A 12,715-nucleotide genomic window follows, 5' to 3' on the forward strand; every position below is an offset into this window, starting at 1 on the left:
ACGTCAGGAAACTGTTGTTTCTACAACTAACTGACGAAGTTGTTTTGCAGCCAGCACCATATTCACCAGCGCGGTTTGTGTTTCGGGCCATTTACGTGTCTTCAAACCACAGTCGGGATTAACCCATAAATTGCGTGCCGGCAGTAATGCCGAAGCTTTTTCGAGCAGCGTGGCCATCTCATCAACCGTAGGTACGCGGGGCGAGTGGATATCATAAACACCCGGGCCAATTTCATTAGGATATTTAAAATCGGCAAAGGCATTAAGCAGTTCCATTTGCGAGCGCGAGGTTTCAATGGTGATCACATCTGCGTCCATATCGGCAATGTTTCCAATGATGTCATTAAACTCACTATAGCACATGTGGGTATGGATCTGTGTTTCGTCCTTCACCCCACTGGCCGATATACGGAAAGCACGTACGGCCCAGTTCAGGTAGCTTTCCCAATCGTTTTTACGCAACGGCAAACCTTCGCGTATCGCGGGTTCGTCAATCTGTATCACTTTGATACCGGCTTGCTCCAGGGCAACCACTTCATCGCGGATGGCCAGGGCTATCTGGTAGGTGGTTTCGGAGCGGGGCTGATCATCGCGCACAAACGACCATTGCAGTATAGTAACCGGACCGGTAAGCATACCTTTCATCAATTTGTTGGTATTGGCCTGGGCAAAGCTGCTCCAGCGAACGGTCATATCTGCCGGGCGGCTTACATCACCATAAATTACCGGCGGTTTAACACAGCGGCTGCCGTAGCTTTGTACCCAGCCATTTTTGGTGAACAGGAAACCATCCAAACGCTCGCCAAAGTACTCTACCATGTCGTTACGTTCAAACTCGCCATGTACCAATACATCCAGGTCGATCTCTTCCTGCCAGCGGATGGCTTCGATAGTGGCTTTTTCTATCTGCTCGTCGTACTGCGCCTCGGTCAGTTCGCCTTTTTTGAGGCGTGCACGCAGCGTGCGGATATCATTAGTTTGCGGAAACGAGCCTATGGTAGTTGTAGGGTACAGGGGTAAGTTAAAACGCTGCTGCTGTATTTTTTGGCGATCACTGAATGGACTGTCCCGGCGTGCGTCGGCATCAGTGATAAAAGCGGCACGTTGTTTAACCTCCTGTTTGTGGATCAACTTGGAAATATTACGGCTGGATATAGCCTGGATATTGGCTTGCAGCAGGTCGTTATTACCTTCGATGATCTGGGCCAGCTCGTTAACCTCGTTCAGTTTTTGTTTAGCAAAGGCCATCCAGTTTTTGATCTCGGTGTTGATGGTAGTTTCCAGGTCGAGGTCAAAAGGTGTATGCAGCAGAGAGCAGCTTGGCGCGATGATCACCCTATCCTTACCCAATACCGCGATAGCTTTTCTGATGTGCGATATGGATTTGATGTAATCGTTTTTCCAGATGTTGCGGCCATCAATAACACCTACCGACAGGCTCAGTTTTTCGGGCAGCAAGGTAAGCACCTCATCCAGTTGCTGCGGGGCACGTACCAGGTCGATATGCAGGGCGCTTACCGGCAGGTTTACGGCCAGCTGGGTATTATCCTTCAGACTTTCAAAATAAGTGGTAAGCAGTATTTTGATACCCGGAGTATTTTTGTTGATCTCGTTGTAAGCGTATACAAAGGCGTCTTTTTCGGCCTGGGTCAAATCAAGCGCCAGGAAAGGCTCATCTACTTGTACCCAAACCGCGCCATACTCTTTCAGGCGTTTCAATACTTCGATATAAACAGGCACCAGTTTTTTGATCAGATCGATCTTATTAAAGCCTGCTTGTTTCTCTTTACCCAGCAACAGGTAACTTACCGGACCGATCAGCACCGGTTTTGGTGTAGTACCGGTATGTTGTTTAGCCAGCGTAAATTCATCAAATACTTTTTCTGAAAACACCCGAAACTGCTGGTTTTGTATAAACTCGGGCACAATGTAGTGGTAGTTGGTATCAAACCATTTGGTCATTTCCATGGCGGTTACATCCAGGCCATCTTTCTGGTAACCGCGAGCCATGGCAAAGTACAGGTCGATCTCGGTATTGGCTTTGTTTTGGGTTAAAACAGGGGTGTAACGCTCAGGGATAACACCCAGCATGAGCGAAGTATCCAGCACCTGGTCATAAAAGCTAAAATCGTTACAGGGAATCAGATCGATACCGGCATCAACCTGGGTTTTCCAGTTGCTGATCCTGATCTGGCGGGCAACGGCAAACAGCTCGTCGCGGGTAAATTGGCCGGCCCAATACGCCTCACTGGCCTTTTTAAGTTCACGGAGGGCACCTACACGAGGATACCCGAGATTGTTTTTGAGCATACGCATAAAACTTTTTTGGTTAAACATTAAATTGAATTAATGCTCCTTACGGTTTTCGGTATGCTTTCGGGAAATGGTAATAAAAGGCAAAAGCACAACAACGCGCAGGCCGCTAAAAAGGGGCGCCGGCGGTTATCCTTTTTCTTTGACTACTGCTTCAAAACGCGAAAGCATTGTCTTTTATACAATAGGGCAAGTATCCTGGCTTGTAATATTGTTGCCGTCCTTCTCATTCCGTTTGGATGGAATAATGGACCTTACCGGCAACAACTTTTTGTATTACTTACAGTTGCGCGACAGCCCGCGATTTACACACGGTTCCTTTTTAATCCCTGCCCTCCACAGGCAGGAAACCATATTGCTGAAAAAAAGTAAAGAACTTTATTACAACAAATATAGGCTTTAATGGAACACGATAATCAACGTACGCAGGAAATTGCCATAGGACAAGTTTTTTAGATGTGCAAATTACAAATGTGCAGATGTGCAAATGTTCTGCTGTCAATAATGATTACGATTTCCCCATGTTGGCATATCCCCACGCTTTCATGGCATCAATAATAGGCAGTAACGTTTGGCCATGCTGGCTGATATGATATTCAACCCGGGGTGGCACTTCGGCAAAAACTACTCTTTCCAATACGCCGTCTACCTCCAATTCACGCAATTGATTGGTGAGGGTTTGCTTGCTTATTTCGGGGATGCCTTTCTGCATTAAGCTGTATCGGTTGGTTCCGTTCCTGATCAGGTGAATGATCACCGGTTTCCATTTGCCCCCAATAATATTCATACAATAGGTTACCGCGCAGTTGGTTGGGTTAAAATTTTTTGTTTTACGGGTGATCGATTTTGCCATTAGTCTAAAATTATTGCCTAAGCATATAAATATAGTCTTTTGCCGATGATCAGCAAAAACCGGGACATTTGCCAGCGATAAAAACAAATAATATGACCAAGAACTCAGAAATATCAGCTATAAAAACAAACCCGGTTCCGGGTGTTAAAAGTTACCATTTTGAATCATTTAATCTGTTGGTTATTACAGATGGAGATGTAGAATATGATAACGGCTGCTTTGCTCCCGGTATACCACCTGCAGAACTGAAACAGTTACGGGAAAACCACAATAACCTGACCGCGCACTTTATGCTGCCTCATAATATTATGGTATTCACATCACCGGATAAGACCATCATGATCGATGCAGGCAACGGTGACAAAGCCAGACCCGGCGCTGGTAAATTAGCAGGCAATCTGTATGCCGCCGGAATTAAACCCGCCGATCTCACCGATATTATACTCACCCATGCTCACCCCGATCATTTTAGCGGTCTGATAAGCCATAGCGGCCAACTGGTTTTCCCAAACGCGAAGATCCATCTGCACCAAAAAGAATTTGATTTTTGGCAGGATGATCATGCCGATTTCTCTAAAAGTAAAAGTCTGCTATCCTCACTTCAATCGCTCCAGCAGGAGATCCAATTTTTCTTTACGCAGATAAGCGGAAAGTTACAGCTATTCAATACCGATGAGCCACTATTTGATTTTTTGCAACCCATACTTACACCCGGGCACACACCGGGCCATTGTATGTTCACGATCATTTCGGGCAATGAAAAATTCATTCATATGGCCGATATTTTTCATGACGAGATCGTGCTGTTTGCCAAACCCGAATGGGGTACTGTTTTCGATATTGATTTTGATTTGGCCGCCCGTACACGCCAATCAATTCTTAAAGAATTTGCCACATCAAAACAACGGGTCTTCGGTTATCATTTACCCTGGCCGGGTTTTGGGCATATTGAAAAGCACAATGATGCGTTTACATGGGTGGTGGAATGATATAAAACTTGTGACTATCGGGCGAAATAAAAAATTAGTTCTTCTTTCTCCCGATATTTACATTTCAAATGCCTGCAAACGAAAACACCATCCTATTTAAAGTAGCCTATCAAGGGCGCATCACCGAGGTTCATACCTACCCCAACCAGTACTATAGCCTGATGACACTGATCTCTGACCAACTGGCTATCCCCGGTTTTGGTTTATGTTGCGGTATGGGCAGCTGTGGCACCTGCCTGGTGCAGATCAGCAATGGCTATCATCATGTTACCCGCAATGTGCTGGCCTGTGATGTACAGGTAAATGACGAGTTGGCCAATGCATTGGTCACTATATCAGGCGTATTTTAAAGAAACATCCTAATCATAAAAAGTTTGTCATCCTGAGGTACGAAGGATCTATTCGTAAACTTTGTATATCGGCGATTAGATGCTTCACTACGTTCAACATGACAAGAAAGGAGAGCGGGAAGCGGCTCATGAGTCGCCTGTGAGCAACAGGAAAAAAGGCCCGCAAAACAAAAACATTTGGCCTTTAAAACAAATTCTATTTAATTAAAGCCCTCTACTTTTGTTTCATCAACAAACAATAAAAAAATGGAACAAATAACAGATAATTATAATGGCGCGCTGCAACAACTTGTAGGCTCGGGCTTTAACGCTAAATCAACTACTACCGACGTGATCAAAGGCATCGATCTTACCGGCAAAAACATCATCGTAACCGGCGGCTACGCAGGTATCGGCCTCGAAACGGTAAAAACATTTGTTCAGGCTGGTGCGCAGGTTACCGTACCCGCCCGCGACATACAAAAGGCGGCCCAGAACCTGCAAGGGATCGACCATGTATGCATCCGCACTATGGACCTGATGGATCCTGCCTCTATAGATACGTTTGCCGACGATTTTTTAAAAACCGGTAAGCCGCTGCACATTCTGGTAAACAATGCCGGTATTATGTGGGTGCCGCTGCAGCGCGACAGCCGGGGTTACGAATCGCAGTTATCCACTAATCACCTGGGGCATTTTCAGCTTACGGCCCGGATTTGGCCTGCCTTGAAAAAAGCGAACGGTGCCCGGGTGATCAATGTATCCTCATTCGGGCACCAGATAGCGCCTTTTGATTTTGAGGACCCAAACTTTCTGCATCGCCCTTACGAAACTTTACAGGGTTATGGTCATTCCAAAACAGCTAACAACTTGTTTAGTGTGGAGCTGGATCACCGGGGTAAAAACTCTGGGATACGTGCATTTTCGCTGCATCCGGGTTCGGTGATTGGTACTGATCTTGCGAGAGTAGCTCCTATGGAATTGTTTCAGCAAATGGGCACGCACGATGCCGATGGCAACCTAAAACCCGAGGTGGCAGCCATTTTAAAAAATGTGGAACAAGGCGCAGCTACATCAGTTTGGTGCGCAGTGAGCCCGCAATTAGATGGTATTGGCGGCGTATATTGCGAAGATGCTGACATAGCCGAAGTAGATAACGGCCAGATTGAGCACCGCTATGATGATCCATCGACTCTCCGTGGCGTAAAACCATATTCGGTAGATGCCAGTTATGCCCAAAAACTGTGGGCTTTAAGCGAAGACCTGACCGGCATAACCTTCGAAGCCAATTGATCACTATCTTTGGATAATTGAACAATGGATTTTAAGATACACTATTTAACGCCCGACATCAAACTATCCTACTTTGATGCACAATCCTTCCGCACGGAGGTATTGTTTGAGCAGCATATGCTGGTATGGTTTATATCGGGCGAAACCAAAATAGTGCAAACCAATACTACCTATCTGTTTGGGGCTGGCGATATTTTCCTCATCCCCCGTAACCAACTGGCTACGGCTATCAATTATCCAAAGAACGGGCAGCCGCATAAAACGGTGGTGATGCATCTTACCCCAAAAATATTGAAGGACTTTTACGCGAAGAACCGGGCCAAAAGCAGGCATTTTTATGACCAGGGTATCCGCAATTTTGGCAAGCACCCGCTGCTGGAAAGTTGCCTGGCATCGCTGATACCCTATTTTGACCTGGAAGAGCCCCTGCCCGAAAGTATCGCTGCACTGAAAATAGAGGAAGCCATCAATATCCTGCGAACCATCGATAAGGATATTGATGGCATACTGGCTAATTTTGATGAACCCGGCAAAATGAACCTCAGCGATTTTATGGAACGGAATTTCATGTTCAACATGACGATGGAAAAGTTTGGGTATTTAACCGGTCGTAGTCTCACCACCTTTAAGCGCGATTTTAAAAAAGCCTTTGGCACCACACCACAAAAATGGCTTACCCAAAAACGACTGGAGCTGGCCCACTACCAGATTAGGGAACAAAACCGGCGACCATCAGAAGTATATGCAGAGGTTGGTTTTGAAAATCTCTCCCACTTTACTTCGGCCTTTAAAAAACATTTCAGCTATACGCCTACCAACATGGCCGGGTTTTAGTGCTCACAGGTTTTCGTTGGCCCATTGCTCAATATAGTCATAATCCTCCCGCTCGTTCCTAACGGTATGGATGTGTAAATGGAATAACGTATAATGAATGATATAACATTGCAGGCGTTCCTCAAAATGGAGTAATGCTTTGGGGTTGTTTTTCATGGCCGCTTTCCATACATCCACATAGATGAGCCTTGCGTCCTCATCCAGGGTTCATCCATATGGATCAAGTCATACAAAGGATCGCCCAGCAGCATTTCTGCCCAGTCAATAACGGCAGCTACCCGGTGATCGGATGTCAGCAGTAAATTATCATAGCCATAGTCGCCGTGCAATACGTGTTTCTCTTTGGGCAGGTACGGAAAATAGCTTTTCATCCGCTCGGTTAAACGGATAAACAAATCGCCATTAAGCCAGGTAGTTTTGGCCAGCTCCTGCCAGGCAATGGTGTATTTGCCATTATGGATAGCCAGAAGATGCTCTGCCCAGCTCCCAAAGATGCCGTTCCCGTTTTCATCGGTATAACCCCAACCGCTAAGCTTACCGGTATCAAGCTCGTGAATAGCTACAAGCTGCGTTATTACGGTTTGAGCTATCTCCATATTGGGCTCAGATGCGTATATATCCATAATTTGATCCGAAGGGGTGCCTGCTACATACCTGGAAATACAATAAAATAGCTCTTCATCGTACTTCCCGATAGCCATAACTTCTGGGATGGGTATCGCGGTACTATTAATGTGAGTGTAAGCAAATATATCTTTCCCAAAATCGACAGGGTGTTTACTTATTCTGATAACCCGTACTTCCCCAGCTGTTTTAAAAGAGAAAGCCTGCGACCACCAGCCATCCGCGATAGCTATAATTTCGGTAACATGGGTAAATTGCTGATGTAAAAAAACAGTCAGGGAATTAAGGTCTATATGCATATATTTTCCTGAAATAAAAGCAAAATATTAGCCTTTGATCCCCCCCATCCAAACGGGTATCACTAACCGGATTAGCCCTTTGTGCAAGCTGTGCTGTCACAAAGGGCCATACCCCAAACAAATGGTATTGCTTTATGCTGAATATTAAGGCTAAAATTTTTTAACCCTAATTTATAAAATCGGCATCAACTGTTATAATTTTAAATTATTGATTTACCTTAAATGTCTCTGTAGCCTGGGCGGTAGCACGGTTGCAGGTCATGGCTTGTGTACCATTCTCGCTCGAGATAAATTTGCCATTATTGCCTTTCAATGAAACCGTTCCATCTGCATTGCTTACCCAGTCAAACTGCTCCCATGGGCCTATTGATGCACGATTACAATTGATGGCCTGGGTACCATTTTCTGAGGATACATATTTGCCTAAACTCTGCAGGGCAACTTTACCACCCCCGGCATCAACTATCGTAAACTGCTCCCATCCACCGGCCGCGGGGCGGTTGCAGTTCATGGGTTGTGCGCCGTTTTCGCTGCTTACATAATTATTATTGGAACCCTTTAATGTTATGGTTTGCCCTATAGGTACAGAGCTTACCGGGTTACCGGTGGTTTGAATTACTTTTTGAATGGTGCCATCTGCATTGTAAAAAAGCTTATCCACACAGATAGATCTTGTCCAGTCGTTATGGGAGATGGAGCTGTTATGATAAAACGCATACCACTGATTTTTATATTGCACGATAGAACCATGATCGGTATAACTGTCCGTAGGATCAATATATACCCCCTTTGATGTCCACGGGCCTAATGGACTGGTGCTGGTAGCGTAGCGCATCTGGTTGTGTTTACCATTAACATCATGATTATCAGCATAAGAAAGATAATAGACCCCATTTCTTTTATGTACCCATGCGGCTTCGTGAAAATCATCGAGGCCCTGCATGGTTTGCATTGCGCCATCAATTTCGGTCATGTTATCTTTAAGCTTGCCACCCTTGCAGGAGCCTCCGCCACCATAATAAAAATAGGCCTGTCCGTTATCATCTACAAACACACAAGGATCAATCAGCGGCTCAAGACCAGCAATATATCCCTGAACGGTGAAGCCGCTTGCCGGACTTGTGCTGGTAGCCACACCTATTTTCCAACTGCTGCCCCAGTCCGTAGCACTTGGGTGAGGGAAGTAAAAATAGTAAGTACCATTTTTGTAAGCACAATCAGGAGCCCACATAAAACCTCCTTCGGCCCTGCCCCACGGCACCTGGCTGGCGCGCAGAATTTCGCCATGATCCGTCCAATGAATCATATCATCTGTTGAAAAAACATGGTATTGATCCATCAGGTCGCAACCGCGCGGAGGATCGATATCGTGCGAAGCATATACATATAACCGGCCATCGGCCCATACATGTGCTGATGGATCGGCGGTATAGATGGATGTTATAAACGGATTTTTCATCACATCAGCAGCCACTACATCTTTTTTCAGATCGGCGCTTTTATTAATATCCGTAAAATTATCAATAGTTTTTTTGGAGCAACCTATGCTTAATGCAAGCAATAGAGCCATCATGGGCAGGATGAGCTTTCTCATATACAGGTTTTAATTGGTTACTTATAAATTGCCTGCCCATCACTTCCCGTTTGAAGTATTGAAATTAATATTCAGATTAATTGGCAGCTATAATTGGTTAAAACAAGTATATGATAAGTGATTAATAATAGCTTAATAATTTATTAATAGGTATCATTAAGCTATTATTTGAAAAATATCTTGTGAGCATACCAGGTATTTTCATGCAAAAATATCTAATATGCATATATCCCCTGAAATAAAAATAATTATCAGCCTTTGATGATCAGCCCCATCCAAACAGGGATCAACTTTTTTCGTTCCTGCATCAGGGCAAAAAATTCATCAGAAGTAAAATAGCCCGAATGCAGCATCTGTGGGCGACTCAGAAATGGCGACATGATCATGCCGGTGATATTCCACAGCAAGTTAACCGGATGAAAATTGATATCTCCGTTTGTTTTCAACTCGCGCAGCTGCCTGGCAAAATGCGAGTTAACCAGCAGCTTCATAGTATTGATCATGGGCAATTTGGTTAAGCCGCCCATTACTTCACTCACCATAAAAAATATAAAGTCGGGGTTTTCCAGTACCTGGTCAATGTAGTAACCTACGCAAACCGCTATTTTTTCGGTAATGCTGGTGTCTTCATCGTTCAGTACCGGTTCAATTTTATCAAAAAGCTTTTTGATGGTTTCGTCCATAATAAAGGCAAACAGGTTTTCCTTACTCCGGAAGTAGTAGTTAATCGAAGCCACGTTGATATCGGCCTCAGTAGCTATATCCCTGATGGTAGTAGCCAGGAAACCTTTTCTGGTGAAAATTCTCCTGGCCGCGTCCTTTATTTTTTCTTCTGTTGAAAGTTCGGTAGTTGCTGGCATAATTGGTATTAGTGCTGTAAAGCTAACCATTAGCCAACAAATAAACTGCCATAATTCTACGCTTAATGCGAATCTGATACCGCTTTTTGCCCTTTTACAAATGGTGCTAAATAAACCATCGGAATAGCACATAACATTACAATACCCACTATCCAATAAGCATCGTTATAACTTAAAAGCGTGCTTTGCTTTTGTACAGCGCCTTCAATGGCACCGTAAGCCATACGGGTAGCATCGCTGAAGGATTTGCCCTTGGCTATAAAACCCTGCACATAACCGTTAAACCTGTCGTTATAAAAAGGATTGTAATTGTTGATATTCACCAGCAGGTTATTGCGATGTACGGCCTGACGTATGTGGATCATGGTATTTAAACCGGCAATACCGAATGAGCCGCCCAATTGCCGCATCATGTTGTTGAGGCCGGTACCCTGCCCTACTTCCTGTCCTTTTAAGCCGCCGATAGCCAGTGTAGTTAATGGCACAAAAAGTAAGGATAAACCTACCCCACGTATAGCCAGTGGCCAGAAAAAATCACCAATGCCTGAAGATAAAGTAGAGTGGCTCAGCATAGCCGAAAACACAAAGAACAACAACATACCTACCGTGGCCATAAACTGAGCCGGAACACCCTTATTGAGCATAATACCCACAAAAGGCATCATTACTATGGTAAACATCCCACCCGGGAATAATATTTCGCCGGTTTGTTGTGCCGAAAACCCCAGCAGCCCCTGGCAAAATACCGGGAATACAAACGTGGAACCATATAAGCCAACCCCCAGAATAAAAGAAGTAACCATACCAGCCGAGAAACTCCGGTGCCGCATGATCTTGAAATTGATGATAGGATAATCGGTACTGAGTTCGCGCCAGATGAACAGCAGCAGACCAAAAATGGCTGTTACAGTTAATACAACAATGTACGGGGTGGCAAACCAGTCTTCATCCTCGCCTTTTTCCAATATGGTTTGCAGGCTCCCTACGGCTATAGCCAGCAAAGCTATCCCCCACCAGTCGATAGGTTTTCCTTTACCATCGCTGGGCGTGGCCCGTACAAACATATAGGTACAGGTAGCTGCTAAGGCGCCTACGGGTATGTTCACATAAAATATCCAGCGCCAGGCGGCATGGTCGGTAATATAGCCCCCGATAGTTGGGCCGATGGTTGGACCAACAATAGCTCCCAAACCAAATAAGGCCGTGGCCGTACCCACCTGGTTGGGCGGCCAGGTTTCCAGCAAAATAGCCTGCGCGGTTGAGATAAGTCCCCCACCGGCAAGTCCCTGCAATATCCTGAATATCACCAGTTCAGACAGGCTTTGCGCGTTACCGCATAAAAAGGAAGCAATGGTAAATACGATAATAGAGGTTAAAAAATAATTCTTCCGTCCGAAGAAACTGCCCAGCCAGCCAGACATAGGCAGGATGATCACGTTGGCCACGCTGTAGCCGGTAACCACCCAGGCGGCATCGGTAATGGTAGCGCCCAGGTTACCCTGGATTTGAGGGATGGAGACGTTAACGATAGTGGTGTCGATCAGTTCCAGCAACGATGCTGTGATAACTGTAATGGTAATGATCCATTTTTTTATGCCTGTTTCAGCCATTTTGATAATATCCTAAATGAGTTAATTGATAAAAATCAGGACAAAATTAATCAAACGATTGATTAAAACATTTGTTTAAATTACATGTTTAGTTTATTTACACAGCGTTGACGGAAGCAGGGAAACGAAAAAGCAAGCCATTCCCGACTTGCTTTTTTCAATAGTGATCTCACCGGGGTAATATTATTAAGTCAAGGGCTGCTCCATCGGAGTAAAAGCTTTGTAGAAAACCCGGCATAAGTATTTAGCATGCCGTAGGTATGCAACCTGTGTGCAGTATCTACGGCATTGGATTTCGAATTAAATTTTCTACAAAGCTTTAACCCCTATGGGGTTTACAAAATTCCTTAATTTAATGACATTGTTAGCCAAGAGTAGCTCTTACTTCGGCAGCTTACAACTTTTAATGATTTCATATAGATATAGCGGCACGGCCCATCCCATCCAAAACAGGGATGGAGAAATGTTTTCAAAACTGCCCAATTGTTTAATGGAAGGTAATTTCAACGCAAGCCCTGAGATAACAAATGCCAGCGTTACGATATAGCTTCTGATCATCCACTCTTGATGGAGTTTAAACTTTTTGATAATCGCGGTATAATAGGCGATCGTGGTGGCGCTGATCCACACACTTACCCATATCTGTAAAGAAAAAGCATAGGCCCAGTTTATTTGATACGCGGTAGTAAAAGCCAAAATCACCGCGCAAATACTGCTTACCAAAACCGCTAATAAATATAGTGTACCAATGATCCGGTGCAGCCGCCAGCTGTACGTTCTTAAACTGGGCCAGAACTGCAGGAAGCCCAGTATAAGCGATCCACCACCGGCAGTTATATGGACTATCAACACCCATTTTATTTTGAAATATTTGCCCAGTGCCTCTGGTGTTAATTGCAGAAAATGATCTGCGCCGTGCATAAATAACCATGTTAGCGATATGATAGTTACCCATATGAGCAGCGGGATTATATCACCCGTGGTTAGTCTGAAAGCGGCATTTTTTTTTATAGTAGTTCTCATTATTTGTTTACGATTCTTGTACGCTTATTTCTCTACAAAATTCCGGTAAATCAATCGGGCGGGCAATAACCGATAAAAGATTCGGTATTCATCA

At 44.6% G+C, this 12,715-nt stretch carries 12 protein-coding genes and 1 riboswitch; of the genes, 4 read left to right on the plus strand and 8 right to left on the minus strand.

Translation table 11 applies throughout. The features are described from left to right. Positions 1 to 3 precede the first annotated feature (3 nt). Positions 4 to 2,310, minus strand: a complete 2,307-nt coding sequence (gene metE, locus ACTJKG_RS10935) for a 5-methyltetrahydropteroyltriglutamate--homocysteine S-methyltransferase (protein ID WP_440739335.1) — start codon at positions 2,308 to 2,310, stop codon at positions 4 to 6. Between the two features lie 174 nt (positions 2,311 to 2,484). Continuing rightward, positions 2,485 to 2,683, minus strand: a riboswitch (cobalamin riboswitch). Between the two features lie 138 nt (positions 2,684 to 2,821). Beyond that, complete coding sequence (locus ACTJKG_RS10940; RefSeq protein ID WP_172334678.1) at positions 2,822 to 3,166, minus strand: winged helix-turn-helix transcriptional regulator; 345 nt, start codon at positions 3,164 to 3,166, stop codon at positions 2,822 to 2,824. Between the two features lie 92 nt (positions 3,167 to 3,258). Between ACTJKG_RS10940 and ACTJKG_RS10945 the strand changes: the two genes are divergently transcribed. The 4 genes from ACTJKG_RS10945 (at position 3,259) to ACTJKG_RS10960 (ending at position 6,611) form a co-directional block, all read left to right on the plus strand. Next, positions 3,259 to 4,155, plus strand: coding sequence for an MBL fold metallo-hydrolase (locus tag ACTJKG_RS10945; RefSeq protein WP_172334679.1), 897 nt, complete (start codon positions 3,259 to 3,261; stop codon positions 4,153 to 4,155). 68 nt (positions 4,156 to 4,223) lie between these two features. After that, positions 4,224 to 4,505 (plus strand): 2Fe-2S iron-sulfur cluster-binding protein, encoded by a 282-nt coding sequence (locus tag ACTJKG_RS10950; protein WP_172334680.1) that lies wholly within the window; start codon positions 4,224 to 4,226, stop codon positions 4,503 to 4,505. A gap of 246 nt (positions 4,506 to 4,751) precedes the next feature. Continuing rightward, positions 4,752 to 5,777 (plus strand): SDR family NAD(P)-dependent oxidoreductase, encoded by a 1,026-nt coding sequence (locus ACTJKG_RS10955; RefSeq protein ID WP_440739217.1) that lies wholly within the window; start codon positions 4,752 to 4,754, stop codon positions 5,775 to 5,777. Positions 5,778 to 5,801: 24 nt separating this feature from the next. Beyond that, positions 5,802 to 6,611 (plus strand): helix-turn-helix domain-containing protein, encoded by an 810-nt coding sequence (locus ACTJKG_RS10960; protein ID WP_172334682.1) that lies wholly within the window; start codon positions 5,802 to 5,804, stop codon positions 6,609 to 6,611. A gap of 3 nt (positions 6,612 to 6,614) precedes the next feature. Here the strand turns inward: ACTJKG_RS10960 and ACTJKG_RS10965 are convergent, their stop codons facing one another. From ACTJKG_RS10965 to ACTJKG_RS10990, 6 genes are all read right to left on the minus strand, one after another. Further along, positions 6,615 to 6,767 carry a hypothetical protein gene (locus tag ACTJKG_RS10965; RefSeq protein ID WP_440739218.1) on the minus strand — a complete coding sequence of 51 codons (153 nt, stop codon included), beginning with the start codon at positions 6,765 to 6,767 and terminating at the stop codon, positions 6,615 to 6,617. Then, the gene (locus tag ACTJKG_RS10970; RefSeq protein WP_440739219.1) at positions 6,764 to 7,534 is read right to left on the minus strand and encodes a phosphotransferase family protein; all 771 of its coding nucleotides are present in this window, start codon (positions 7,532 to 7,534) and stop codon (positions 6,764 to 6,766) included. The genes ACTJKG_RS10965 and ACTJKG_RS10970 overlap by 4 nt, the downstream gene beginning before the upstream one ends. A gap of 205 nt (positions 7,535 to 7,739) precedes the next feature. Further along, positions 7,740 to 9,128 (minus strand): family 43 glycosylhydrolase, encoded by a 1,389-nt coding sequence (locus ACTJKG_RS10975; protein WP_216650521.1) that lies wholly within the window; start codon positions 9,126 to 9,128, stop codon positions 7,740 to 7,742. 251 nt (positions 9,129 to 9,379) lie between these two features. Further along, positions 9,380 to 9,988, minus strand: coding sequence for a TetR/AcrR family transcriptional regulator (locus tag ACTJKG_RS10980; protein ID WP_440739220.1), 609 nt, complete (start codon positions 9,986 to 9,988; stop codon positions 9,380 to 9,382). Between the two features lie 62 nt (positions 9,989 to 10,050). Next, on the minus strand, positions 10,051 to 11,598 hold the full coding sequence (locus ACTJKG_RS10985) for a DHA2 family efflux MFS transporter permease subunit (RefSeq protein WP_440739221.1): 1,548 nt from the start codon (positions 11,596 to 11,598) through the stop codon (positions 10,051 to 10,053). A 381-nt stretch (positions 11,599 to 11,979) separates the two neighbouring features. Beyond that, the gene (locus ACTJKG_RS10990; RefSeq protein ID WP_440739222.1) at positions 11,980 to 12,621 is read right to left on the minus strand and encodes a DUF2306 domain-containing protein; all 642 of its coding nucleotides are present in this window, start codon (positions 12,619 to 12,621) and stop codon (positions 11,980 to 11,982) included. Positions 12,622 to 12,715: the final 94 nt, after the last annotated feature.

The organism is Mucilaginibacter sp. 22184 (genome assembly GCF_052045695.1).
Lineage (GTDB): Bacteria > Bacteroidota > Bacteroidia > Sphingobacteriales > Sphingobacteriaceae > Mucilaginibacter.